The 25,041-nt window shown below is 72.7% G+C and carries 23 protein-coding genes; 9 read left to right on the top strand and 14 right to left on the bottom strand.

Translation table 11 applies throughout. The features are described from left to right. Positions 1-338: 338 nt before the first annotated feature. From ACGF8B_RS17215 to ACGF8B_RS17240, 6 genes are all read right to left on the bottom strand, one after another. Entirely contained in the window at positions 339-1,604 is a 1,266-nt protein-coding gene (locus ACGF8B_RS17215) for an MFS transporter (RefSeq protein WP_392739299.1), read from the bottom strand. Further along, complete coding sequence (locus ACGF8B_RS17220) at positions 1,601-3,046, bottom strand: CitMHS family transporter (RefSeq protein ID WP_392739128.1); 1,446 nt, start codon at positions 3,044-3,046, stop codon at positions 1,601-1,603. The genes ACGF8B_RS17215 and ACGF8B_RS17220 overlap by 4 nt, the downstream gene beginning before the upstream one ends. Before the next feature lie 171 nt (positions 3,047-3,217). Next, complete coding sequence (locus ACGF8B_RS17225; protein ID WP_392739129.1) at positions 3,218-3,838, bottom strand: TetR family transcriptional regulator; 621 nt, start codon at positions 3,836-3,838, stop codon at positions 3,218-3,220. A gap of 120 nt (positions 3,839-3,958) precedes the next feature. Then, the gene (locus ACGF8B_RS17230) at positions 3,959-5,242 is read right to left on the bottom strand and encodes a hypothetical protein (RefSeq protein WP_392739131.1); all 1,284 of its coding nucleotides are present in this window, start codon (positions 5,240-5,242) and stop codon (positions 3,959-3,961) included. Continuing rightward, positions 5,239-6,042 (bottom strand): hypothetical protein, encoded by an 804-nt coding sequence (locus tag ACGF8B_RS17235; RefSeq protein WP_392739301.1) that lies wholly within the window; start codon positions 6,040-6,042, stop codon positions 5,239-5,241. The genes ACGF8B_RS17230 and ACGF8B_RS17235 overlap by 4 nt, the downstream gene beginning before the upstream one ends. A gap of 74 nt (positions 6,043-6,116) precedes the next feature. Further along, positions 6,117-8,204 carry a right-handed parallel beta-helix repeat-containing protein gene (locus tag ACGF8B_RS17240; RefSeq protein WP_392739133.1) on the bottom strand — a complete coding sequence of 696 codons (2,088 nt, stop codon included), beginning with the start codon at positions 8,202-8,204 and terminating at the stop codon, positions 6,117-6,119. A 155-nt stretch (positions 8,205-8,359) separates the two neighbouring features. Here ACGF8B_RS17240 and hmgA point away from each other — a divergent pair, with 155 nt between their 5' ends. The 3 genes from hmgA to ACGF8B_RS17255 are packed head-to-tail and all read left to right on the top strand — an operon-like array spanning position 8,360 to position 11,824. Further along, positions 8,360-9,688 (top strand): homogentisate 1,2-dioxygenase, encoded by a 1,329-nt coding sequence (gene hmgA, locus ACGF8B_RS17245; RefSeq protein ID WP_392739135.1) that lies wholly within the window; start codon positions 8,360-8,362, stop codon positions 9,686-9,688. A 52-nt stretch (positions 9,689-9,740) separates the two neighbouring features. Further along, complete coding sequence (locus ACGF8B_RS17250) at positions 9,741-10,517, top strand: GntR family transcriptional regulator (RefSeq protein WP_392739137.1); 777 nt, start codon at positions 9,741-9,743, stop codon at positions 10,515-10,517. A gap of 32 nt (positions 10,518-10,549) precedes the next feature. Continuing rightward, a complete protein-coding gene (locus ACGF8B_RS17255; protein WP_392739139.1) occupies positions 10,550-11,824 on the top strand; it encodes a type ISP restriction/modification enzyme in 1,275 nt (424 codons plus the stop codon). Positions 11,825-11,841: 17 nt separating this feature from the next. On the opposite strand, the gene ACGF8B_RS17260 is transcribed toward ACGF8B_RS17255, so the two are convergent. Next, positions 11,842-12,549, bottom strand: coding sequence for a TetR/AcrR family transcriptional regulator (locus tag ACGF8B_RS17260; RefSeq protein ID WP_392739141.1), 708 nt, complete (start codon positions 12,547-12,549; stop codon positions 11,842-11,844). A 64-nt stretch (positions 12,550-12,613) separates the two neighbouring features. Here ACGF8B_RS17260 and ACGF8B_RS17265 point away from each other — a divergent pair, with 64 nt between their 5' ends. Together ACGF8B_RS17265 and ACGF8B_RS17270 are read left to right on the top strand one after the other, a co-directional pair. Beyond that, the gene (locus ACGF8B_RS17265) at positions 12,614-13,591 is read left to right on the top strand and encodes an ATP-binding cassette domain-containing protein (RefSeq protein WP_392739142.1); all 978 of its coding nucleotides are present in this window, start codon (positions 12,614-12,616) and stop codon (positions 13,589-13,591) included. Positions 13,592-13,662: 71 nt separating this feature from the next. Continuing rightward, complete coding sequence (locus tag ACGF8B_RS17270) at positions 13,663-14,415, top strand: ABC transporter permease (RefSeq protein ID WP_392739303.1); 753 nt, start codon at positions 13,663-13,665, stop codon at positions 14,413-14,415. 15 nt (positions 14,416-14,430) lie between these two features. Here the strand turns inward: ACGF8B_RS17270 and ACGF8B_RS17275 are convergent, their stop codons facing one another. The 3 genes from ACGF8B_RS17275 to ACGF8B_RS17285 form a co-directional block, all read right to left on the bottom strand. Next, on the bottom strand, positions 14,431-15,039 hold the full coding sequence (locus ACGF8B_RS17275) for a TetR/AcrR family transcriptional regulator (protein WP_392739144.1): 609 nt from the start codon (positions 15,037-15,039) through the stop codon (positions 14,431-14,433). A gap of 240 nt (positions 15,040-15,279) precedes the next feature. Next, positions 15,280-15,543: a hypothetical protein gene (locus tag ACGF8B_RS17280; protein WP_206433474.1), complete on the bottom strand. Its 264-nt coding sequence runs from the start codon at positions 15,541-15,543 to the stop codon at positions 15,280-15,282. Between the two features lie 301 nt (positions 15,544-15,844). Further along, on the bottom strand, positions 15,845-16,654 hold the full coding sequence (locus tag ACGF8B_RS17285; protein WP_392739146.1) for an SGNH/GDSL hydrolase family protein: 810 nt from the start codon (positions 16,652-16,654) through the stop codon (positions 15,845-15,847). 229 nt (positions 16,655-16,883) lie between these two features. Here ACGF8B_RS17285 and ACGF8B_RS17290 point away from each other — a divergent pair, with 229 nt between their 5' ends. Further along, complete coding sequence (locus tag ACGF8B_RS17290) at positions 16,884-17,978, top strand: DUF5925 domain-containing protein (RefSeq protein WP_392739148.1); 1,095 nt, start codon at positions 16,884-16,886, stop codon at positions 17,976-17,978. A gap of 36 nt (positions 17,979-18,014) precedes the next feature. Here ACGF8B_RS17290 and ACGF8B_RS17295 read toward each other — a convergent pair whose 3' ends face one another. Further along, a complete protein-coding gene (locus ACGF8B_RS17295; protein ID WP_392739150.1) occupies positions 18,015-18,404 on the bottom strand; it encodes a GntR family transcriptional regulator in 390 nt (129 codons plus the stop codon). A gap of 80 nt (positions 18,405-18,484) precedes the next feature. Between ACGF8B_RS17295 and ACGF8B_RS17300 the strand changes: the two genes are divergently transcribed. Both ACGF8B_RS17300 and ACGF8B_RS17305 read left to right on the top strand, forming a co-directional pair. Next, positions 18,485-19,405 (top strand): GNAT family N-acetyltransferase, encoded by a 921-nt coding sequence (locus ACGF8B_RS17300; RefSeq protein ID WP_392739152.1) that lies wholly within the window; start codon positions 18,485-18,487, stop codon positions 19,403-19,405. Beyond that, positions 19,386-19,880: a DUF402 domain-containing protein gene (locus ACGF8B_RS17305; protein WP_392739154.1), complete on the top strand. Its 495-nt coding sequence runs from the start codon at positions 19,386-19,388 to the stop codon at positions 19,878-19,880. Before ACGF8B_RS17300 ends, ACGF8B_RS17305 begins: the two co-directional genes overlap by 20 nt. Positions 19,881-19,948: 68 nt before the next feature. On the opposite strand, the gene ACGF8B_RS17310 is transcribed toward ACGF8B_RS17305, so the two are convergent. The 3 genes from ACGF8B_RS17310 to ACGF8B_RS17320 are packed head-to-tail and all read right to left on the bottom strand — an operon-like array spanning position 19,949 to position 24,005. Further along, positions 19,949-21,733, bottom strand: a complete 1,785-nt coding sequence (locus tag ACGF8B_RS17310) for a glycoside hydrolase family 3 protein (protein ID WP_392739156.1) — start codon at positions 21,731-21,733, stop codon at positions 19,949-19,951. Between the two features lie 28 nt (positions 21,734-21,761). After that, the gene (locus tag ACGF8B_RS17315; protein ID WP_392739158.1) at positions 21,762-23,168 is read right to left on the bottom strand and encodes an MFS transporter; all 1,407 of its coding nucleotides are present in this window, start codon (positions 23,166-23,168) and stop codon (positions 21,762-21,764) included. Positions 23,169-23,207: 39 nt separating this feature from the next. Then, positions 23,208-24,005, bottom strand: coding sequence for a tyrosine-protein phosphatase (locus ACGF8B_RS17320; protein ID WP_392739159.1), 798 nt, complete (start codon positions 24,003-24,005; stop codon positions 23,208-23,210). A 229-nt stretch (positions 24,006-24,234) separates the two neighbouring features. Between ACGF8B_RS17320 and ACGF8B_RS17325 the strand changes: the two genes are divergently transcribed. Next, positions 24,235-25,041, top strand: a complete 807-nt coding sequence (locus ACGF8B_RS17325) for a GntR family transcriptional regulator (protein WP_392739161.1) — start codon at positions 24,235-24,237, stop codon at positions 25,039-25,041.

A 25,041-nucleotide genomic window follows, 5' to 3' on the forward strand; every position in this document is an offset into this window, starting at 1 on the left:
CGGGGCGGGCGAACCGGGCTAGCCGGTGGCAGGCGGGGGTGCGGGCGCCCCCCGGGTCGCGGTAAACGTGGGGTTTCCCGCCCGCGGGGGGGGGGGGGGGGGGGGGCGCCGCCGCCCCCCCCCGCCCCCACGCTGAGGACCAGGAAGAGGGCGACCCGGCGCCGGTGCGGGCGGGCGAACGCGGCGATGCGCCGCAGGGTGTTCCGGTCGAAGGGGCGTCGGTCCGCTTGCGCGTTCATGACGTTGTGGAGCTGTGTCCACGCTGTGGTTTCCATGCTCATGGGAGGAACGTACGACCTCCAGTGGACTTGAGGTCAACGGCCGGGCGTCGGCGGGGGTCAGGCACGGTTCCGGTCGGTGGGATGCCGCCGGGGCCGCGGCGGTGCCGGTACGTGCGGGGCGGTACCGGCCTTCTCCTCCCGCCGACCGCTCCGTACGCCGAGCCCCGCCGCCGCGAGGAGGAGGGCGCCGAGCATGACGAAGGGGGCCGCGGTGCCCGCCACCCCGGCGATCAGTCCGGCCGAGGCGGGGGCCGCGACCTGCCCCAGGCGGTTCCCGGTGAGGCGGAGGGCGAGCGCGGTGGAGCGGGCCTCCGGCGGGGCGGCCCGGACGACGGTGGTCATCGAGAGCGGCTGCCCGACGCCGAGGCAGAAGCCGAGCACGGCGAGCATCACGGCCAGCACCGCCACGGGGACGGGCAGGGCGATGCCCGCGCACAGCACCCCGGCCAGCAGGCAGGTGGTGGTGAGCAGCGCGGTGCGGCCGAGGACCCGGAGCATCGGCGTCATCACCAGCCGGCAGGCGATGGTGGCGGCGGCGCGCAGGCTGAGCAGCAGGCCGACGGTGGCGGGGGCGATGCCCCGGTGCTCGCCGACGACGGGCAGGTACGCGGTGAGGATGTCGGTCGCGGAGAGCACGGCGAGGCTGATGAAGATCCCGGCCGGAACCCCGCGGGCCCGCAGGATGCGGCCGACGGGGACCTTCGCGGCCGGCTCCGTCCGGTGGGCGGCGGGTGCGGAGCGGTGCTCGATGCGCCGGAGCGAGCCGAGGGAGACGGCGACGACGGCCGCCGCGACGAGCAGGGCGAGTGCACTGGTACGGGCCATGGCGCCGTCCCGCTCGGAGATCAGATACCCGGCGGCGATCGGTCCGATGAGCTGGCCGAGGGAGGCTCCGATGGTGAAGTGCCCGAAGTTGCGGTCCTGTTCGGCCGGTCCGGACTGCCGGGCGACGATCGACTGGGCGCCGATGACGAAACAGAGGTGGCCCAGACCCATCACCCCGCTCCAGGCCGCCATCGCGGTCAGCGAGCCGGCCCGGCCGCTCAGGGCGCAGCCGCCCGCGATCAGCACGACGCCGAAGGGCAGCAGGGGCGCGCACCGGCCGTGGTCGGTCCGGCGCCCGAGCGGTACGGCGGCGAAGAGCGGGAGGAGCGCGTACACCCCGGTGATCACGCCGATGGCACGCTCGTCCGCACCGAGCGAGAGAGCCCGGTAGGAGACGGCGGGCCGCGCCATCGACACCGCCCCCTGCGCGAAGGTGAAGGCGATGACGAGGCGCAGCAGCCAGCTCCTGCCGGGTTCCTGGAGGGGGCGCACGGTCAGATGATGCCGAACAGGAGTCCGGCGCAGAGCACCACCAGCGAGGTGAGCGCCGCCCACTTGACGGTGAACCTGGTGTGGTCGCCGAATTCGACCTTCGCCATGCCGACGAGTACGTAGACGGCCGGGACCAGCGGGGACGACATGTGCAGGGGCTGGCCGACCAGGGAGGCGCGGGCGATCTCCAGCGGGGAGACCCCGTGGGCGGCGCCCGCCTCGGCGAGCACCGGGACGACACCGAAGTAGAAGCCGTCGTTCGACATGAAGTACGTCAGCGGGATGCTGAGGATGCCGGTGACGATCGCCATGTGCGGGCCCATGCCGTCGGGGATCGCGCCGACGAGCCAGTCGGCCATGTGCTGGACCATGCCCGTGCCGGAGAGGACGCCGGTGAAGACGGCGGCGGCGAAGACCATGCCGGAGACGTTGAGGACGTTGTCGGCGTGGGCGGCGATCCGGGCCCGCTGGTCGGGCATGTGGGGGAAGTTGACGGTGAGGGCGAGGGCCGCGCCGAGCAGGAAGAGCACCGGGATCGGCATCAGTTCCATGATCATCGCGGTGAGCAGGGCGATGGTGAGGCCGGCGTTGAACCAGTAGAGCTTCGGGCGCAGGGTGGCCCGGTCCGGGTCCAGGCCCTTGAAGCCCTCGTCCGTGTCCGTGTCCTCGTCCGTGGCCCGGTGCTCCGCCGCGTCGCCGCCCGCTCCCGTGCCCACACCCGTTCCGGCTCCGCCGGAGTTCCTGCGGATGCGGTCGCCGCTCCCGCCCGCCCCGACGAGCACGGTCTCCGGCTCCACGGCCGTGCCGGTGGCCGGCGCCTCGTCGAGGGTGAGCATGCCGAGGCGCTTGCGCTCGCGCCGGCCCAGCACGACGGCGAGGAGGAGTACGGCGACCAGGCCGATGCCGAGCGCCGGGATCATCGGTACGAAGATGTCGCCCGCGTCCAGCTTGAGCGCGGTGGCGGCGCGGGCGGTGGGGCCGCCCCAGGGGAGGGTGTTCATGACGCCGTTCGCCGTGGCGGCGACGCCGGTCATCACGACCAGGCTCATCCTGAGGCGCTTGTAGAGCGGATACATCGCCGAGACGGTGATCATGAAGGTGGTGGAGCCGTCGCCGTCGAGGGAGACGATGGCGGCGAGCACCGCCGTACCGACGACGATCCGCATCGGGTCGGCCTTGCAGAAGCGCAGGATGCCGCGCACGATCGGGTCGAAGAGGCCGACGTCGATCATCACACCGAAGTAGACGATGGCGAACATCAGCATCGCGGCGGTCGGGGCCAGATTGCCGACGCCGTCGATGACGTAGTCACCGAGCTTCGCGCCCTGTCCGACCGCGACGCAGAACAGCGCGGGGATCAGGACCAACGCCGCGATCGGCGACATCTTCTTCAGCATGATCAGGACCAGGAAGGTCGCAATCATGGCGAAGCCGAGGATTGTCAGCATGTGGACACCTATCGCTCACCCTTGAACTCCCGCCGGACTCGGCGGTGCGGATGACGTTAGGGCGCGATTCGAAGCGTTAACAAGACGTTGACATGCGAGCAATACGAGCAAAACCCCAGGTCAACGCGGGGGTCACCGAGGGAGCACAACGGGCCGCCGGTGCCTGCGCGGTCACTCCAGCACGCGTGCCAGATAGGCCCGGAGCATGATGCGGGTCTCGGCGACGATGGCCCGGTCGCCCGACGGATCGGTACGGAAGGCGAGTTGGAGGAGGGCGTCGGCGGCCTCGACGCAGACCAGGACGGTGCGCGAGAGATCCTCGTCGGGGGCGCCGCCCAGATGCCCGGCGAGCAGTTCGGCGAGCCGGCCGGCGACCCGCTGGTTGGCGGCGTTGGCGGGGTCCTCCTCGGGGGCCACCGCGCCGAAGTCGACCAGGGCGAATCCGGCCACGGAGCGCTTCATGGCCAGGTATTCGTCCAGCACGGCATCGATGGCGCTGCGCCAGTCCGTGGCCGGGATGGCGGCCAGGCGGCCGGTGATGCGTTCGGCGTAGCTGTCCAGATTGCGCTGGGCCAGCGCGTCGGTCAGCGCCCTCTTGTTGGAGAAGAACCGGTACACGGAGCCGATGGGCACCCCTGCGCGGAGGGCCACGGCGCGGGTGGACAGCTGCTCGTAGCCGGTCTCGTCGAGGAGTTCGGCGCAGGCGTCGAGTATCCGGGCGAGGCGCTCGGCACTGCGCTGCTGTACGGGGGCGCGGCGGAGGTTCGTGTTCGCATGGGGCACGGGCTCCATGATGCCGTGGGTCTCCTCTGCGGCGGATGGCCGGTGGGTTCCGCGTGCCCGGCGGCCGGGTGGCCGCCGGTTCTCCGGATGCCCGGCGGGTGGGTGGCCGCCCGGTTTCCGGCGCGGCTCTCAGGCGATGAGCAGCGACAGACCGCCGATGGTGTACGTGATCATCAGGACCAGCAGCGGGAGTTGTCCCGCGACGGCGCGGCCGGGCGGGAAGAGGCGTACGGAGCGGTCGTGGGCGGCGATGACGCCGAGTACGTGGCCGAGGACGATCGCGGCGACCTGGAGCGTGGCGACACCACCGGGACCCAGGGGCGATTCGGGCGGGGCCGGGTTGTCGGCGCCGAGTGCCACCATGACCGTGCGTGGCCCCTCGGTGACGAAGAGTGTGAAGTAGTGGGCGATCAGATAGCCGAGGGCGATCGGTACGAGCGAGTGGGCGAAGGCGGTGAGGGGGTGGTGCAGCCGGCCGGAGATCAGCCGGACGGCACCGGCGCACAGGGTGTAGAGGGCGGCGACGAGCGCGACGGCGCCCAGGAGTCCCAGGGTGGCGGTGGTGGTGCGGCCCAGGGACGAGGTCTGGACGGTGGTGATCCAGGACGGGGCGTCGGAGAAGCCGTCGTAGGCGGTGGAGCCGAGCATGACGCAGACGGTGGCGACGAGTCCGGGGGTCGGCGGGGTGGCGTCGAGTCCGTTGAACGGGGAGCGGAACACGAGGCGGCGGTCGGCGGGGCGGCGGCCGAGCGGGGAGAGCCGGGCGAGGAGCCCCGAGTAGACCTCGAAGGCGTCCCCCCGGTCGAACCATCCGGCGCCGTACCGGGCGGCGCCCGCGAGGTGGACGCCGGCGTAGCCGCCGAGGAAGACGAGGAGGGCGTCGGCCGACGCGGGATCGGGGGCGACGAGTTCGAGCCAGGTGAAGGCGAGGAGCCCGGCGGCGGCGGGCCACAGCCCGAGCCGTACGGGAAGGGGGCGGCCCGCGGCGGGGTCGCGTCCCATGGCACGGCGGACGAGGAGGTGGACGGTGCGCAGTGGGTTGAGCAGCCGCCAGACGGGGCCGAGGAGGAGCGAGGCGGGGACCAGTCCGACCCACAGGAGTACGTACACGGCGCCGGGGGCCGGGTTGCGGTCCGGGTCGTCGGGGCCGAGGAGGAGCTGGAGTGTGACGTACAGGGCGGCGGCGAGGCCGAGTGCCCGCAGGGCGATACGGGTGGGGCGGGCGTCGGCGAGGCGCTGGAGGGCGGACGGGACCGGCCGGCCCGCCCGGTCGCCGCGGAACCGGGAGGCGGACCAGAGCAGGCCGAGCGCGAGGAAGGAGACGAAGAGGGCGGCGAAGGCGCCGGCGAAGGCGTAGAAGGGGGACAGCGGAAGGTCGTGCTGGGCCCCGATGCCGTGGGCGAGGACGCTCACCGTACGACGAGCTGGGTCAGGAGCAGGTCGGACTCGTGGGTCTCGACCTCGAAGAGCCCGCTGCGGTCGGCGGTGAAGGTCAGGGTGACGGTCCTGCCCGCGGGCAGGGCGGCTTCCTTGTCGTAGCCGTGGACGTGGAGGTGGTCGGCGCGGTCGCTGCGCACCCGGAGCTGGACGGTCCGGCCCTTCTTGATCTCGGTGCGGCCGGGTTCGGGGCTGACCTTGCCGTGGGAGACGGTGATCTCGACGAGTGTCGTGTCGGGCCGGGGTGTTGCGGCTCCGGTCTTCCCGGGGGCGGATGTGGCCTCGGAGAGGGAGGTGGTGGCCTGGACGGGGGCGGAGTTCACGGCCCAGGCGGTGTGGTCGTCGGCGTAGAGCCGTGCGGTGAGTTCGGTGCCGCCCTTTCCCGCGCCGCGGACGAGGGAGGCGGGAAGGTGGTACCAGGAGCCGTACATCCGGGCGAGGGGGCGGCCGTCGAGGAACAGCCGGGCGTGGCCGCGTCCGAGGAGCGCGGCGCCGCCCACGCTGTCCGGGGTGAACCGGAAGTTCCGTACGGTGAGGTGGACGTTCCAGCCGTCCTCCGAGTCCGGCCGCACGGCGACCGTCACCGAGGGGGCGCCCTCGGCGTCGACCTGGCGCAGCCGGTTGCCGGAGCCGTCGTCGGCGGTGAGCAGCCGGCCGACGCTGCCGCCGGCCTGCTCATGGCTGGTGCCGGGCTTGTGGTGGGTGGTGGCCCGCCCGCCGCAGGCGCTCGCCCCGAACACGAGGGCGGCCGCGGTGAGCGCGGTGACCGCGGCCACGACGGGCCGGGCGGTCCGGCCGGGTCGGACGGTGCGGCGCGGTCGGGCGGTCCGCAGGGGCCTGTGGGAACGCTTCACGACGCGTCTCCTTCCGGGGCAGGGGCAGAGGCGGGGGCGGGGGCGGCAGCCTGCGCGGAACCCGTGGTACCGGGGGCGTCCGAGGCATCGCGCTCGCCGTGCCGGGCGGCGGCGATCACGGCCCACACCACCCAGACCACGCCGAGCAGTCCACGCACCCAGGCCGGGCTGAGCGGGATCCACGGGATCATGAACACGGCCTTGTCCACGGCGTCCAGCAGCGTGAGCCCGCCCAGCACCACCGTGGTCCAGCCCAGCCAGGGCCGCTCCCGCCGGAGCACCAGACCGGTCCCGGTCCACCACACCCCGGTCAGCAGCAGCGCCAGCGCGGGCACGTAGGAGGCGGCCAGCCCCATCGTCGATCCGGCCACATCGAGCGCGAGGCCGATCAGACCGAGCCCGGTGACCACCGTGGCGAGCCGGCTGCCGCGCAGTCTGCGCCACCACAGCACCCCGCCGACCAGCGCGAGCACCACCGCGACCGTCAGCGCCACCTGCACCTCGATGCGCTGGATGCCCCGCGCCCCGTACCAGTCGCAGCCGGCCGGCAGCCGGCGCGCCTGCACGTTGTAGTCGGCGCAGACCAGCAGTTGAGCGAGCTTGACCGGTTCGCCGACCAGCCGGTCGGTGTTCCCGGTCACCGAGCCGCGCCCGGCACCGCAGGCCGGCAGGGCACGCGGGGAGGACGGACCGGCGTCCGACTGCCAGCAGTTGCCCTCGCCCTGGCCGTCCCACCACACATCGGTGCGGTTGGGCCGGGAGTTGCCCGCCTTGTCCTTGCCGAGGTGGTTGCCCGCGTACCGGTTGTGGTGCGAGGTGTCGGTCTGCTTGGACAGCGCGCCCTCGCCGCGGATGAAGGCGGGAACGGCGGTCAGGACGAAGGCGGCGCGCTTCTGTCCGTAGATCCAGTTGTTCTCGTACCGGTTCCAGTTGCCGCCCGCGGTGATGATGCCGGAGCCGGGCGGCATGGAGATCTGCGGGCAGACGACGCCCTCCTCGTAGCCGCGGTCCACAGGTGGTTTGGCGCAGGTGCCGTCGGCGACGTAGGGGTAGTAGTCGGCGTTGTTGTCGTGGATCAGGTTGCGTTCGAAGCGGGCGTGGTTCTGTGGCAGTCCGGGGTGGCCGGGGAAGGCGCTGTCCATCGAGGCGCCGCCCATGTTGTGGTCGAACTCGTTGTCGTGGACGTAGACGGAGTCGCCCGCGGTGCCGGAGTAGCCGACCATGTTGTGGTGGCTGCGGCAGCCGGTGATCTCGATGGAGTAGCGCGGCACGTCGTAGCCGTAGCCGTCGTTGATGTTCGACGCGCTCCCCGGGTAGATGCCCGAGTCGCCGTTCCCGTACGACTCGCAGTTCTTGTACAGCCCGTGGTCACTGGCGAAGGTCAGGAAGCCGTACTCGTCGTTCCACCGGGTGAGGACGGAATCGATGACGAAGCCGTCCTGGGCCAGGACGTACAGGGAGTTGAAGGTGGTGCGCTGGGCGGTGAAGTTGCGGAAGTAGATCCCGTCGGAGCCGTCCGCGCGGATCGCGTTGAGCTTCTGGTACTTGGCGTCGATGACCACGTCCGTGCGCTCGGCGCCGGTGCCCTCGATCTGGAGGTCCTTCTTGCCGAGGATCGCCACCAGGTTCTGGTTGTGCGGGCACCGCGCCTGCTGGGCGTACGACAGGATCTGGTAGCCGAGCTGGGAGTTGGGCGCCTTCAGCCGGGTGCACTCCCCCGTCGGCTTGGGCAGCGAGGGCTCCTCCTCGTACAGGCCGGGCAGGACGGCGATGTTCATGCCGGGCCGGTCCACCGCGTCGACGGCCTGTTGCAGGTGCCGGTAGCCGGACTTCCGGCACCGTTCGAAGAGCTTCAGGTTCCGGGTCCGCAGCGCCTCCGGGAAGCCGGACACCCGGCGCTCGAAGTCCGCCCGGTCGCTCTTGCAGACCAGCAGGTCGGGCTCGCCCGTGCGGTACACGGGGACGCTGCCGGTCCCGTCGGGCAGGGTGACCGGACGTTCTTCGTGCGCCTGGGCGGCCGGGGCCGCGAGGAGGGCGGCGGCGAGCGCCGCCAGAACCACCAAAAGTCTTCGTGTCCACGACATGTGCGGGAGAGTAGAGCATTGTTCAACTTTTGGAACCCCCCTGCGCACCACGCATTTGAACCGCCGGACACCCGGGTGCGTCACAGATGCCGTTGACTCACCCCCATTCGATTCCTACGGTTACCCATAGGATTCCTTCGGCACCGGGAGCGCACATGAGCGGCATCGAGCAGGCGAGGAAGACGGCGGAAGCGCTGGAGCATTCCGCCGGTTTCGGCAATCAGCACAGCTCGGAGGCGGTGGCGGGCGCACTGCCGCACGGCCGCAACTCCCCCCAGCGGGCACCCCTGGGGCTCTACGCGGAGCAGCTGAGCGGCTCCGCGTTCACCGAACCGCGCGCCCACAACCGCCGTTCCTGGCTCTACCGGATCCGCCCGTCGGCCGCGCACCCGCCGTTCGTCCGGATCGGCAACGGCGCGATCCGCACCGCCCCGTTCACCGAGTCCGTGCCGGACCCCAACCGGCTGCGCTGGGATCCGCTTCCCGAGCCCGCGGCCGGAACGGACTTCCTGGCCGGCCTGTGGACCCTCGGCGGCAACGGCGACGCGACGCAGCGCACCGGCATGGCCGTGCACCTCTACCACGCCGACTCGTCCATGACGGACCGGGTGTTCAGCGACTCGGACGGCGAACTGCTGATCGTCCCGGAACACGGCGGCCTGCTGCTCCGTACCGAACTGGGCCTGCTGCGCGCCGAGCCGGGGCATGTCGCCCTGATTCCGCGCGGGGTCCGGTTCCGCGTGGAACTGCTGGACGCGACCGCCCGCGGCTACGTCTGCGAGAACTACGGCCAGCCGTTCACCCTCCCCGACCTCGGCCCGATCGGTGCCAACGGCCTGGCGAACGCCCGGGACTTCCTCGCCCCTGTCGCCGCGTACGAGGACGACGACCGCCCGGTGGAAGTGATCAACAAGTTCTGCGGGAACCTCTGGTCGGCGACGTACGGCCATTCCCCGCTCGACGTGGTCGCCTGGCACGGCAACCACACCCCGTACGTCTACGATCTGCACCGCTTCAACGTCATCGGCTCGATCAGCTACGACCACCCCGACCCGTCGATCTTCACGGTGCTGACGTCGCCGTCCGACACGCCCGGTCTGGCCGGGGTCGACTTCGTCGTCTTCGCGCCGCGCTGGCTGGTCGGCGAGGACACCTTCCGGCCGCCGTACTTCCACCGCAATGTGATGAGCGAGTACATGGGCCTGATCGAGGGCGCGTACGACGCGAAGACGGCGGGCAAGGGCGGCTTCGTCCCGGGCGGCGGTTCGCTCCACAACATGATGTCGGCGCACGGCCCGGACCGGGAGACCTTCGACCGGGCCAGCGAGGCGGAGCTGAAGCCGCAGAAGATCGACGACGGCCTCGCCTTCATGTTCGAGACCCGCTGGCCGGTGACGGCGACGGAGCAGGCGGCCGGCGCCGGCCATCTCCAGCACGGCTACGACGACGTGTGGCAGGGTCTGAGCCGCAACTTCCGGCCGTAGGCGACCGGGCAACCGTCCCCGGTCCGGCCCGGTCCGAACGAAAGGCCCCCAGGTGCCTCAGACGCCCAAGATCCCCCCGGGGCCGGCCTTCGCCCCCGACTCACTGGTCCTGAACCGCAAGCTGCCGCTGTGGTACCAGGTCTCGCAGTCGTTGCGCGCCTCGATACTGGGCCGTGCCAGGGACGCCTCGGCGCGGCTGCCGACCGAGGAGCAGCTCGCCGCGCACTACGGCGTCAGCGTCCTGACGATGCGCCAGGCGCTCAAGGAGCTGGAGACCGAAGGGCTGATCAGCAGGCACCGGCGGCGCGGCACGTTCATCGAGCCGCGCGCCCGCCGGGTGTCGCCGGTCCGGCTGCTGGGTTCGATCGACGCGATCGTGGCCCAGCAGTCGGGCGAGCGGACCGCGGTGCTCGGCCACGGCCCGGTCGCCGTGCCGGACGAGCTCACCGAGTACTTCCCCGACTGCGCGGAGCTGGTCAGCTACCGCCGGCTGCGCCGCGACGGCGACAGCGACGAGCCCACCAACTGGGCGGAGAACGTGGTGCGTCCCGACATCGCGGCCCGTCTGGACGTCGCCGATCTCGAACGCTGGCCGATGACCAAGGTGCTGCGCGACCGGGTCGGTGTCCAGATCTCGCGCATCACCGACACGGTCGAGGCGCGCCTCGCCGACCCGGCCACCGCCGAACTCCTCCAGGTCCCGCTGCTGAGCCCGATCCTGTTCTACACGGGCGTGACGTACGACGAGGGCGGCCGGGTGGCCGACGTGGCGCGGATCCGCTACCGGGGCGACCGGTTCTCCTTCTCGGTCACCGTGGAGGCGCACTGACGCACTGCCCCGTGCCGCGGGGCGCGGCTACGATGCCCGGGAGGGCGGGCGGACGTGGCGACGGGGAGGACGACACGGTGGCGGCACGGGCGGCGGGCGGCTGCGACGATGCCCGGGACACGCGAGCCCCGCTCCTGGACGAGCTGATGCCCTGGTCCGTACGGCCGCTGCGCACCGGCCGCCCCTGGGTGATCGCCCCCGACGCCGCCTCCCTCCGGGCGCGCTGGGACCGGCTGGTACGGGCCCCGGACGACGAACGCGAGCGGCTGTTCCGGGCGACCCGCTCCCGTACCCCGCGGACCCCGGTGGCGGCGCTGCCCGGACAGGCCACCGGCACCGGCCGGTTCGCCCGCGAGGAGGGGCCGTGCCCGGAGCCGGTACGGATCGCGCACGGCCCGTTCGACGAGCAGTGGCTGCTCCCCGACCACCGGCTGATCGATGCCGCCCGCCCCGAGCTGTGGCGGGTCGCCGACGGGCACCAGCTCTTCGCCGTGGAGCACGGGTACGTGCCCCGGGACACCGGGCCCGCCCTGTCCGTGACGGCACTGCTGCCGGACGGCCACTCCCCGGCGGGCCGGCCCGGCCGGATCCGGCCGCTGTTCCGGCGCCCGGACGGCCGCGAGCCCAATCTGGCCCCCGGGCTGCTGACCCTGCTGCGGGCCCGCCACGGGGACTCGGTGACGGCCCGTGCCGTGCTGGCCTGGGCGCTCGCGGCGGCCCGCCACTCGCCGGCCGGCTGCGTGGTCCCGCTGCCCGCCGACACCGCGCGCTGGACGGCCGGGGTGGAGCTGGGCCAGGAGCTGTTGCGGCTGCAACTGCGGGGTGCGCGCGGCACGGAGCGCCCACGGCTGCCCGGCGGGCGCCGGCCCTATGTGCGGGCCGCGGTTCCGCCCGTACCGGACGGCCTGGCGTACGACCCGGACAGCGAGACGCTCACGGTGGGGACGGGCCGCATCTCGCCCGTGCCGCCCGGGGCGTGGGGGTTCCGGGTGGGCGGGGTCCGGATGCTGGAGCTCTGGTTCGGGCGGCGGTCGGCGGCGGGCGCGCTGGACATGGACGGCCTGGAGGCGGTCCGGCCGCACGCCTGGCCCCAGGAGTGGACCTCCCAGCTGCTGGAACTGATCACCCTGCTCGCCCTGCTCGACGCACTCCGCCCCCGCCAGGAGGTCCTGGCCGACGGGCCGGGGATCACGGCCGCCGAGCTCCGGGCGGCGGGCGTGCTGCCCGTCGCGACCGCCGCCCGGCGGCCCGCCTCGGTGCTCGGTCATCAGGAGGAGGGCCCGGACGGACAGTTCGCGCTGCTGTGAGTGGACACCGGGCGGGGCTACCGGGCGAAGGAGTCCAGCACCCGGTGGAGCGCCCGGTCGAAGACCCCGTCCAGATCGATCGGCCCGGAGTCCTCGGCGAACCCCGCCGCCATCCGGGGATACTTCCCGGTCGCGATCTGGCTGATCAGATAGCCGGTGCGGGCCTCGTGCTCCTGCTCCTCGGTCCAGGGCAGCGACCGGCTGCGCTCCGCCGTGGCGATCTCGTTGGCCACATAGGTGGTGACCACGCCGTTCACCATGGCGATCAGCTCCATCTTCTCGCCGAACCGCGCGTCGACCCCGTCCAGACAGCTGAGCGCGTACTCCAGGTACCGCAGGGAGTTCGGGCTGAAGCCGTACACGGGTGACATCAGCCGGGGCACCCAGGTGTGGCGGTGCATCATCGCGCGGGTCTGGTGGGCGAGCGCGACGAGGTCGGCGCGCCAGTCGCCGGACGGCTCCGGGAATTCGTAGTCGCCGCTGACCGCGTCGAGCATCAGCTCGTACAGATCCTCCTTGCGCGGCACGTAGTTGTAGAGCGACATCGTGCCGCAGCCGAGCTCCGCCGCGACCTTGCGCATCGACACCGCGTCGAAGCCCTCCGCATCGGCGATACGGACGGCCGCCGCCGCGATGTCCGCCCGGCTGAACGCGGGCCGGGGGCCCCGGCCCGCACGCTCGGGGCGGGCCCAGATCACTTCGGGTACAGCGGGTCGCCCCACCATCGATCATCACCTCGCCCACCATCGTAGTTACGTACACCGTACGTAGTGCGGTACGGTGGGCCGCATGACAACTACGTACGCTGTACTTAGTGAAGGTCTGGAGAAGCGATACGGCGATGTCCACGCGCTGCGGGGGCTCGATCTCGCGGTCGCCGAGGGTGCCGTCTGCGGAGTGCTGGGGCCGAACGGCGCGGGCAAGACCACCGCCGTCCGGGTGCTCACCACGTTGACCGCGCCGGACGGCGGCAGCGCCCGGGTGGCCGGCCACGACGTGGTGCGCGAGGCCGGCGCGGTGCGCGCCGCCATCGGGGTCACCGGGCAGGACGCCTCGGTCGACGGCGAGCTCTCCGGCCGGCAGAACCTGCGGCTCTTCGCCAGGCTGCAACGGTTCCGCGGCGGCTCGGCACGCACCCGCGCCGACGAGCTCCTGGAGCGTTTCGAGCTGGCCGAGGCGGCCGACCGCCCGGCCCGCACCTACTCGGGCGGCATGCGCCGCCGCCTCGACCTCGCCGCCAGCCTGCTGACCCGCCCGCGGGTCCTCTTCCTGGACGAGCCGACCACCGGCCTCGACCCGCACAGCCGCAACCAGATCTGGGCGGCGGTACGGGAGCTGGCCGGCCGGGGCACGACCGTGCTGCTCACCACGCAGTATCTGGAGGAGGCCGATCAGCTGGCCGACGACATCGTGCTGATCGACCGGGGCCGGGCCGCCCACCGCGGCACCCCCGCCGAGCTGAAGTCCCGCATCGGCAGCTACGCCGAGGTGGTGGTCGCCCACGAGTCGGCGCTGGTCCCGGCGGCCGGCGTGCTCGACCAGCTCACCGGCGTCGAACCGGTGCTCGACCACGAGCGCCGCACCGTGGGCGCCGTCGCGACCGACGCCACGCTCACCCTCCCGCGCATCGTCCGCGAACTCGACGCCGCGGGCGTGCCGCTGGTCGACGCGAGCCTGCGCCCGCCCACGCTCGACGAGGTCTTCCTCCGTCTGACCGACCGCGGCGACGGCCGCACCTCCCCGCCCGTGAAGGAGACGGCAGCATGAGCAGCACGACACCGGTCCACGAGCGGCCCGCCACGTCCGCGGCCGGCACCCCCGTCGCCGACGGCCTGGCCATGCTGGGCCGCCATCTGCAGCGGATCAAGGCTGCCCCGGGCGTGGTGATCCTGACCCAGACCATGCCGATCACCATGCTGCTGTTCTTCGGGTACGTCTTCGGCAGTGCGCTGGCCGTGCCCGGCCAGGAGTACCGGGCGTTCCTGGTGCCGGGCCTGATGGCCGCGACGGCGGCGGGCGGCATCATGACCGGGATGTTCCAGTCCGCGCAGGACTGCCATCGCGGGGTGATGGACCGCTTCCGCGCGCTGCCGATGAGCCGGGCCGCCGTGCCGTTCGGCCAGACCGCCGCCGATCTGCTGACCACGGCCGTCGGCCTGGTCCCGCTGGTGCTGGTCGGGCTCGCGGTCGGCTGGCGGATCGAGGGCGGCCCGCTCGCCGCCCTGGGCGCCTTCGGGCTGCTGCTGCTGTTCCGCTTCGCCACGTCCTGGGTGGGCTGCTGGCTGGGCCTGCTGATCCGCAACGAGGAGGCGGCCGGACAGCTGGGCAGTACCACCTTCGTCCTGCCACTGCTGTCGAGCGCGTACATCCCGACCGGCAATCTGCCGCACTGGCTGCGCACGATCGCGGAGTGGAACCCGATCAGCGCCGTGGCCGCGGCCGTCCGGGACCTGTTCGGCAACGCGTCCCCGGCCGCCGACGCCGCCTGGCCGGTCACCCACCCGGTGGCCGGGACGCTCGCCTGGTCGGCGGTGCTCCTCGCGGTGTTCGTCCCGCTGTCCGTACGCCGGTACGCGCGCGGCGGCGAGTGACCGTCACCGGCCCGTTCACCGGGGCAGCGCGCAGGGCCGGTCCAGGGCGCCGAGCAGGCTGATGAAGCTCGACTCCAGGAAGGCCCCCAGCTCGCCCGGTACGTCCGGCCCACCGCGCGGCCAGCTGGTCACGGCCTCCTCCGCGAACGCCGTCCAGGCGCGGGCGGCGACGGCCAGCCGCGGTGAGTCCGGCATCCCGAGCCGGCGCTGCCCCTCCGCCACCCGCCGGGCGAGGGTGTCCCTGGTCGCCTCGACGATGTCCTCCACCGCGGGGTGACTGCCCGCGGCACCGCGGACCAGGGCGAGATAGACCCTGCGGTGCTCCAGCACGTACCGCACGAAACCGGCGATGAACGATCGCAGCCAGGGAACGGGCCCCAGCGAGGGGTCCGGTTCCGTGGCCGCGACGAAGTCGTCGCACTCCTGCCGCACCACGGCGCGGTAGAAGTCGCGCTTGGAGTCGAAGTAGTGGAAGAGCAGCCCGCGTGAGATCCCGGCCCGCCGCGCCACGTCGTCCGTGGAGAGTTCGTCCAGCGAGCGGTCGGTGAGCATGTCCAGGCCGATGGCGACCAGCTGGGCCCGCCGTTCGTCGGGGCTCAGTCGCGCGGCTCGCTTTCCGGACATGCATACAGTCTAGAAGTGCTTCGGCGCCGAAGTATTTCCGAAGGTCCCGGCCGTCGCCCTCCGATGCCCCGCAAACACACCGAAGCGCTGCCGCGGGCCCTGGGGATGACGGGAGGGCGTACAGCAGCGCAGCGCCGGGACGGTGCGGTCACCGCGGCCCCGAGCGGGGGGCCGGGCGACGGACCCTGGCCGGGGAGCCCGGGCGGTGGACCGGTCGAGCGGTCGTGACGGGCCGTCGGGTCAGCGGCGGCTGCCGAAGAGCGAACGCCTCAGCCGTCGCAGCGGCGCGAAGAGCGAGACCCGCGCACTCTTGCTCCGACGGCGGTGGGCGGCATCGCGCGAGGTGAGCTCGCGCATCAGCAGGGTCGCCTCCGCAGCCTCCCGCTGTGGCACGGCAGGTCCGCCGAGCACCGCGAGATGGCGGTCGAGGCGCGAACTCGTCGCACCGCTCCCGCATGTGATGGCAGGCACACGCGGCCTGCTCCGCATCGCTATCTGTTCCATGTCACTCCCCACCCGTACGAGGGCACCCGGCCCGGGCAGGTTAACCCTATCGCCCCGCGACGACACTCGTGTATCCCGGTGGCGGGATTACGCACACACATACGGAGGTTGACACCTCACTCGTGAATCTGCCCGATTTCAGGGCGAGTTGGACAGAACGGAAACGGACGAAGACGCTCCGCCCGCGGTCCCGCACCGGGACCGCGGGCCGTCCGGGCACCACGCCGGACGGAGACCCCTGCGAACGGGGCCTCCCGCCCGACCGGCGCGCGGACGGGGCCCGGCGCACGGGCCGGCGGGATCAGGCCGCCGAACCGAAGGCGGGCAGGTATCCGCCCGACTGTCCGGCGGCGGTGGGGTGATAGGACTCACCGATGTTCAGCCAGTTCACGCTGTGCAGCCAGACACTGCCGGAGCAGATCTCGTGACCGGTGAACTTCCCCGCGACATCGGCGAAGGCGAAGCCGTGGTCGGCCGCGCGCTTGGCGGTCGTCGAGTTGAGAAGGTCGGCCGCACCGTTGATCGCGGTGCGCACCTTGTCGCTCAGGCCGACGGCGCAGCTGCCGCCGATCTTGTAGAAGCGGGGGTAGCCGAGCACGACGACACGGGCGGACGGCGCCTTGGCGTGGATCGCCGTGTACACCGAGTCGAGGTTGCCGGGCAGGGTGGACTCGACATAGCCGCGGGCCGTGGCGATCCGGTCGAGGCAGGTGGCCTCCGACTGGAGGACACAGGTCGTCATGACATCGGCGAAGCCCGCGTCATTGCCGCCGATGGAGATCGAGACCAGATCGGTCGAGGAGTTCAGCGGGCCGAGCTGACCGGCCTTCACATCACCCGTACGAGCACCCGAGCAGGCGGTGAAGGAGAACGAGGCGGGCGAGTTGGCGGCGGCCCAGAGGGCGGGATATGCCTTGGTGCTGCGCTTGCAGCCGCCACTGGCACTGTCGTAACTGCCGGACCCCACACCCGAGGAGTACGAGTCGCCGAGGGCGACGTAGTCGACGGCCCGGACGGAGGTGGCGGCACCGGCGGCGGCCGCACCGGTCAGGGCGAGTACGGCACCGAGCAGGAGCGAGGACGAGAGCGTCGCGAGTCTGGACAGTTTCATGGAACCTCCCTGGGGCCGACCGGCGGGATCTCCGCCCGGTCCGCCGAGACCGTGGTAGCAGCACCGGCACCCTCGCCGGTAGTGTGCATGCCAACTTTTTCTTTGCAGGGCCGAGCTCCCCCACGCGCCCCTTGAGCGCCCGTCATGTCCGGTGCCGCTGCCGGAAAAGGGGGAGGAAGACAGTGAAACCCGGGTGCGCCGGGTATCCCCGTGCCGGATCATGGGCGCCATGTCCGCCACCCCTGAGTCCGCTCTGCCGATCCGGCTCACCGTCGACGACAGCGATTCCCCGTCCGACGTGGTCGACGCGCTGTTCCTCGGCCGTTTCGCGACCGGCGAGCAGCCGTACTCGCACAGCTCCTCGCTGGAACGCGTCAAGGCCGGGGCGACGTTGCTGCCGCCGGCCGCCAAGGTGCTGCGCACCGCCCGCGACGACAACCGCAGCGCCACGCTCGCCGAGGGCGACGGCTGGACGCTGCTCGTCTCACGGTGGAGCCGCGGCGCCGACATCACGATCACCGCGACCAGTCCGGAGCTGGCCGAGCGGATCCTCGAACGGGCGACGGACGGCGCCCTGGACGAGCCGGAACCCCAGCCCGAGAACGTGACGATGGGCTTCTGGTACGTCTCCCCGCATCGCGGCCCGCACCGCACCACCCGGCAGATCTCCGCCGGCACCTGGGACGAGGTCCGGGGCAACTACACGGCGCCGGTGGCCGATGCCATGGACCGGCTGATGAAGGTGACGCCCGACGACATCGCGGGCCGGCTGCTCCTGCTGCACGGCCCGCCGGGCACCGGCAAGACGTCCGCGCTGCGCACGCTGGCCCGCTCGTGGCGGGACTGGTGCCAGGTCGACTGCGTGCTCGACCCCGAGCGGCTCTTCAACGACGTCGGCTATCTGATGGACATCGCGATCGGCGAGGACGAGGGCACGGCCAAGGGCCGGTGGCGGCTGCTGCTGCTGGAGGACTGCGACGAGCTGATCCGCGGCGAGGCCAAGCACACCGCGGGCCAGGCGCTGTCCCGGCTGCTGAACCTCACCGACGGGCTGCTCGGCCAGGGACGCAACGTGCTGGTGGGCGTCACCACCAACGAGGATCTGGAGCGGCTCCACCCGGCCGTGGTCAGGCCCGGCCGCTGCCTCGCCAGGATCGAGGTCGGGTCACTGACCCGCAACGAGGCGGTGACCTGGCTGGGCACGGAGGAAGGGCTCGGCCGCGAGGGCGCGACGCTCGCCGAGCTGTACGCGCTGCGGCGCGGCAGCGGTCCCGCCTCGGTGCCCAAGCAGGAGTCCGGGGCGGACGCGGGCCTGTACCTCTGAGCCGGCCGGCCCGCCGCCCCGTCCCGGCTCGGTCCGTCACGTCCCGGCTGAGTCCGTCCCGTACGCCGCGCGTACCGCGTCGCGCACCAGGGACAGTGCCTCGTCCCGGGACAGGCCCAGCCGCCGCGCCTGGTCCGCGTACTCCTGTGCCGCGGCGGCCGCATGACGGTCCGCCGCGTCACCGGCGGCGGCGACGAACGTGCCGTTGCGGCCGCGGGTCTCGATCACCCCGTCGGCCTCCAGCGCGCGGTACGCCTTCGCGACGGTGTTGGCGGCGAGGCCCAGCTCCTCGGCGAAGCCGCGTACCGTCGGAAGTCTGAAACCGACGGGCAGCGCGCCGGAGCGGGCCAGTTCGGAGATCTGCGTGCGCAGTTGCTCGTACGGGGCGGTACCGGCGTCCGGATCAAGAACGATCTTCAGGGTCACGCGCCGATTCTCCCCCACGTCCGCCGCGGCGTCGGAAATTCGGGGGCGGCCGGTTGCGGCCCCCGCGTAACGTCCGGCCCATGACTGTCATTGTTCGTGACTTCCTCCCGGCCGACGCGGAAGGCTGGGTACGGGTCTGGCGGGCCGCCCTGCCGTATGTGGTGACGACCCCCGAGTCCGTCGTCTTCCGGCTGGCCTCCGCCCACCCCGGCAAGCGCTACCGGATGCTGGTCGCCGAGGTGGACGGGGAGCTCGTCGGAACCGCGCAGGCCGGCCTCGCCCACGACAGCCCCGAACCCGGCCAGGGCTTCTGCAACACGTACACGCACCCGGACCGCACCGGGCTCGGCGCGGGCGCGCTGCTGGTGCGCACGGCCGAGGAGCACCTGGCGCGGGAGGGCGCGACCACGGTCTACACCTGGGTGCTCGACACCCCGTCGAACCGGGCCTTCGCCGACAGTCGCGGCTATGTGCCGAGCCGGTCGGCGTACTTCTCCCGGCTCGGTCTGGCGGACGGAGCGCTGCCGCCCCGTCAGGAGCCGCCGCCGGGCGTGGAGCTGCGTACCGCCGCGGACTTCGCGGACGACCCCCGTCCGCTCTTCGAGGCGGACGCCGAGACCACGGCCGACGAGCCGAGCGACACCCCGGCCGTGCTGGACGACTACGAGGACTGGCTGAACCACACCTGGCGTGCTCCCGGGCTCGACCGCGAACTCACCTCGGTCGTGGTGGCGGACGGCGAGGTGGCGGCGTTCAGCGCGGCGGAGACCGACGGCCTGAGCCGTTACTGGTCGGGGATGACCGGCACCCGCAGGGCGTACCGCGGCCGGGGCCTGGCCAAGCTCGCCAAGAACGACTCGCTGCACCGGGCGCGCGCCGCCGGATACACGGACGCGTACACCGCCAACGACGCCGACAACGCACCGATGCTGGCCGTCAACCGATGGTTCGGCTACGAGATCTGTGCCACGAATGTGCGCCATGTCCGCAAGCTCGGCTGAGGCCGCCGTGGTGGTCGCCCTGGTGAAGGCCGGGCGGACCAAGATCCGGTATCCCGCGGACGTGGTACGCGACGACGGGGTCCGGGTGACGGTGCGCGCGCCGTGGGCGGCGCCGGGCGTCCGTGACTTCGGCTTCGTGCGGTTCGAGCCGGGCGATGTGTTCACCGAGCACTACTGGCGCGACCGCTGGTTCGCCGTGAAGGAGGTCCGCACCGGCGCGGGCCGGCTCAAGGGCTGGTACTGCGACATCACCCGACCCGCGGTGCTGCGGGACGGGGAGCTGCTGGTGGAGGACCTGGACCTGGATCTGTGGGTGTCGGCGGACGGCTCGTCCGTACTGCGGCTGGACGAGGACGAGTTCGAGGAGAGCGGGCTGGCCGGACGCGATCCGGCGGCGGCCGGGGCGGCGCAGCGGGCGCTGGACGAGCTGGAGCGCCTGGCCCGCACCGAGGGGCTGGCGGGGCTGCTGGCCTGACCGGCGCGCGTTCCGGCTTCCGGGCGGACCGCCGCGGGTTCGCCCGGAAGCCGGTTCCGCCCCCTCGGTCAGCCGCCGGCGCGACGGCCGCAGCGGAACAGGGGGTTCGGCATGCTGAACGGGACGTCCCCGAAGGAGGCCTCGACCTCGGCCATCGAGGACGGCAGGTCGAAGGGCAGCACCCCCTCCGCGTCGCGGCGCCCGAACACGACGTCCAGCACCAGATCGTCGTCAGCCCCGAAGCTCCCGGTCAGCAGGGCGGCGGCGGAGGAGAGCCCGGTGAGGACGGCGGGGCGGTCGAGGAAGACGTCGACGGCGGTGGGCACCGTGGCGCACAGCGCCTCCAGCCGCCGGATCTCCTCGGGCGGGAATTCCAGGGAGCCGGAGTGGAAGTGCCGCTCCAGCGGTGACTCCCGCCGCTCGTAGGGGGCCTGGAGCCGTACGACGGCGAGGTCGGCCTCCTCGGGGCGGTCGACGACCCGGGCGTAGCGGGCCGCCACGGCCGGGTCCACGTTCTCCACGTACACGGCGGGCGACGCCGGGATCCGGTTCAGCGCGCCGCGGCGGGGAGTGAGCCGGACCAGCGAGCGGCGCTGGGCCCGCCGGCCCAGCTCGCGGGTCGCGGGGCTGCCGACGAGCGCCTCGGCGGCCTCGGGGTCCGCATAGGGGTCCTCGAAGAGGCCGAGCCGGAACTTGTCGCGCAGGATGCGGCGGGCGGAGGCGTCGATGCGGTCCTCCGTCACCGATCCGTCCAGGACGGCATCGGTCAGCAGGGTGGTCCTGGTCTCGCCGCCGAGCTGGTCGACCCCGGCGTCCAGCAGTCTCAGCAGCTGTTCGGTGAGGGAGAGGTGTTCCACGCCCCAGTTGCGCGGGGGCAGTTCCCCCAGCCCCGGGATGTCCAGGCCGGTGAGCACGTTGAAGTCGCTGCACACCACGCCGTCGAAGCCGAGGCGTTCGCGCAGCAGCCCGGTGATCGCCTCCCGGCTGAAGCTCGCGCCGACCTCCGGAAGTCCGCTGCCGCCGGGGATCGAGTAGCAGGTCATCATCTGTGCGGTACCGGCTCCGAGGGCCGCCTCGAAGGGCTTCAGGTGCTGTTCGAGGTTGTTGCCGGAGAACGCCTGCCACTTGCCGCGGGCGAAGTGCGAGTCCTCCCCGTCCGCCTGGGGGCCGTGACCGGGGAAGTGCTTGGTCATGCAGGCGACACCGGATGCGAGGGAGTCGCCCTGCATGCCCCGGACGTAGGCGGCCAGCATCCGTCCGGCGCGGTCCGCGTCCTCGCCGAAGGTGCCGCTGATCCGGGCCCAGCGCGGTTCGGTGGCCAGATCCGCCATCGGGTGCAGGGCCAGCCGGATCCCGACGGCCCGCAGTTCGCCGGCGACGGCGCGGGCGAACTCCTCGACCAGGGCGGGGTCGTCGGTGGCGGCGAGCCCGATCGGTTCGGGGCCCGGACTGAATCCGCCGCCGGTGTGGCCGGTGGCGGGGTTGGACACGACTCCGTGCCGGGGGTCGGAGGAGAGGGTGACGGGTATCCCCAGGCGGGTGGCCGCGGCAAGGTCCTGGACGTGGTTGTTCCAGCGGGCCATCTCCCCCGGGGAGGGCACCTGCATCATCGCGAAGTGGTTGATGTGCCGCTCGCCGATCAGCTCCGCGCCGGAGCGGTACGGTCCCCGGTCGCCGGCGAGCATCCGCCCGTGGCACAGGAGACCGGCCTTCTCCTCCAGGGTCATCCGGGCCAGCAGATCGGTGACCCGGTCCTCCACCGGGAGCCTCGGGTCCTCGTACGGCTCCATGGTGCCGTTGTGGTTCAGGTCGCGGAAGAGTGTTCCGTCGTGATGGCGTACGCGTTCGGGCACGGAGCGGTCTCCTGTCGGGCGGTGGCGGTCAGTCACGGACGAGCCTCGGGTGCCGGATCAGCGGGGTCAGGGCGGTGGCGAGCAGTGCGGCGACGGCGCCGCCGAGGAAGAGCGCGAAGTAGTTCTTCTCCGCCGACGCCCCGACCGGGTCGCTGCCGAGGGCCAGGAGCACGGGGGCGAGCACCGGGGCGAGGGTCTGGGGCAGCGCCTTGGCGATGTTGAACACCCCCAGGTAGCGGGCCGAGTCGCCGCCGTCCGGCATCACCCGCAGGACCAGGGCGAGGTCGACGGCGTAGAAGGCGCCCAGTCCGACGGCGGCCACCGCGGTGGCGAGATAGACCGGCCACACGGACGCGGAGAACATCTTGATCACCATGGCCGTGGTCATCAGTGTTCCGGAGCCGACGACGAGCGCCCGGTAGGCGCCCGTGCGCGAGGCGACCCGGCCGAAGACGGCGGCGGCGAGCACGTTCCCGGCCAGCGAGACCAGGCCGGTGGCGGAGACCAGTGCGGCGGCCTCGGAGACCGACATGTCCAGCCGGGCCATCAGGAAGTACAGCCCGTAGGCGCCGATCAGTGCGTTGGCGAACTGGAGCAGAAAACGCTGGCACCACACCACGGTGAAGGCCGGGGAGGTGCGCGGGTCGAACAGCAGGCTGCCGAGGACGCTGCGCAGGTTCACCGCCTTCCCGGTGCGGGCCGCGTCGCCGGGGACGGCGGGCTCGCGCAGCAGGAGCCAGGCGAGTACGGCACCGAGGGCGCCGATCGCCGCAGGGATCAGGAACAGTGCGGTGGTGTTGCCGGGAATCGTGCCGACCAGGACGAGCCCGGGGACGACCCCGGCGAATCCGGCGGCGCCGAACAGCCCGGACATGGTGGCCTGTTGCGCCGGCGGCACCCGGTCCGCGATCACGGCGGAGAGTGCGGCGAGCGCGGCGTTGTAGGCGGCCTGGGCGAGGAGCCAGCCGAGGACGAGCTGGGTGGTCGAGTGGGCGGTGGCCATCACCGCTCCGGCGGGCAGTCCCACCACGAGACCGCCGGCGATCCACGGCCTGCGCCGGCCGAAGCGGCCCGTGGTGCGGTCCGAGAGATGTCCGAAGACGGGATTGAGCAGCAGGGCGGCGATGGCGCCCACCGCCATGACGGTGGCGAGCACCTGTTCCTTGCGGTCGGGTGCGATCTCCTGGACCTTGAGGCCGAGGGTGGCCACGAGGGGCGTCGCGAGCGCGAAGGTGATCATCAGCTCGGTGACGATCAGCGTCACGAGGAGGCGGCGCGGCGCGGTGGGCCTGATGTCCGCCGCAAGCTCGTCCGGCACGGGCGCCTTCGGTACGGGGGCGTCCGGCACGGGGACGTCCGGCACGGGCGTCTTCGGTACGGGGGCGTCCGGCACGGGCGTCTTCGGTACGGGCGCCTTCGGCCTGGTTTCGGTCATGGTCTGTGTCCCTGGGGGCTGTTGCTCGGTGGCGGGGTGTCAGAGCCCGGAAGGGGCGGCGGGGACGGACTGCCGGGCCGGGGCGGCCTTGGTCCGGAACGAGGCGATCACGGCCGGGTCGGCACCGCAGCCGCGCAGGAACTCCTCGGTGCCGCCGTGGCGGGCGCGGATGCCGTCCATGAAGGCGCGGATCGCCCCGGCGGGTGCCTCCAGCAGCGCGGGCGGAATCTCCTGGCCGCCGTGGGCCGTCGCGCTCCCGGTGTTCGCGGCCGCGTCCTTGGCGTTGAGCGCGCCGAGGCCCGTGGTGCCGGCCAGCGCGGAGAAGATCCGGGGCAGGGCCTCGGCCGTGCGGGCGTAGTCGTCGGCGATCCCGTCCGCCGGGACGCCGGCCAGGTCGAGCAGCAGGGCGGTGATCAGCCCGGTGCGGTCCTTGCCGGCGGCGCAGTGCACCAGGGCCGCGCCGGGGGCCGTGACCGCCGTGACCGCGTCCGCGATCGCCCCGGGCGAGCTCTCGGCCAGGGTGAGGTAGAAGCGGCCGAGGTCTTCGGCGGTGCGCAGCGAGCGGGGGTCCATCGTCGCCATTTCGGCGGTGGCGTCCAGCGGGGCCCACCGGACCCGGATGCCGGCCTCCTCGGCCGCCGCCCAGTCCGCGTCCGAGCGCTCGGTGCCGCCGCGCAGGTCCACGATCGTGCGGACGTCCCGTGCCAGCAGTTCGCGGACGGTGTCCTGATCCGCGACCGGGAAGGGCCGCGCGGAGCGGAAGAGGATTCCGGGGCACATCCGGTTACGGTGGGAATCGGCCGTCAGAGCGGGGTCGCGGAAGTTCAGCAGGGGCACGGGGACCTCACGGGTGGTGCGGGGGCGGTCGGTGGTCTGGTCGTCACCGCCGTCGTCGCCCGGAAAAGGGCTCCACGGGGAGACATCTAGATGTCTAGATGCCTTGGGTGCGACTGTCCGGCCCTGCGGGTGACCGGCGCATGAACATCGGTGAAATGACCGGGTCGCGACGCCCGGCGGTGCCGGATCCCCGTCCCGGACGGCCCGCGGGGCTTCGTACTATCCAGGGGTGCCGAACCACCGAAGGACCAGTCCGCGCTATCTGCAGTTGGCCCGACTCATCCAGGAACGCATCGACGCCGGAGAGTTCCCGGCCGGCTCCCGGCTGCCGAGCGAGCCCGAGATGTGCGCCGAGTTCGGCGTCAACCGGCTGACCGTCCGTGAGGCCGTCGCGGAGCTGGAGCGGGCCGCCACCATCGAGATCCGCCGGGGCGTCGGCACCTTCGTGCGCCCGCCCGTCGCCCGGGTGTCGATCGCGGTCGACCCCCGCAGCCAGCGGTTCGACATGGGCAGTACGCACACCTCGCTGCCCGAATCCACCGCCGGACAGGGCATGGACGTGCAGGAGACGATCACCGCCGCCCTGCCCGCGGGCACCGCCACCACCGATGAGGAGGCGGCCCGCCATCTGGGCCGGCCCGTCGCCGTCCTGTCCCGGGTGGAGAGCGTGTTCTCCATCGGCCCGGAGTCCTGGGGCATCAGCACCTACTGGATGCCGTCCGCCCTGCTGCCCCGGGAACTCGCAGCCCCCGGGCCGGTGGAGAACCTGGTCCGCACCCTGGCCGACAGCGCGGGCATCACCCTGGAGTACGACTGGCGCGCCTTCAGCGCCATCGGGGCCGACATCGGCGACGCCGACATCCTGGGCGTACCGGCCGGGAGCCCCCTGCTGGTCCGCGAGGGCGTCAGCTGCACCCCCGACGGCGAGCCGGTGCTCTACGTCCGCCGGCGCATCCAGGGCGAACGCGCCCGCTTCGTACTGAACTTCCGCGACCCCGGCCCGCCCCCGCCGCAGACCCCGGCGCCCCCGGCCTGA

Source organism: Streptomyces sp. NPDC047917 (genome assembly GCF_043204345.1).
Taxonomy (GTDB): domain Bacteria; phylum Actinomycetota; class Actinomycetes; order Streptomycetales; family Streptomycetaceae; genus Streptomyces; species Streptomyces sanglieri.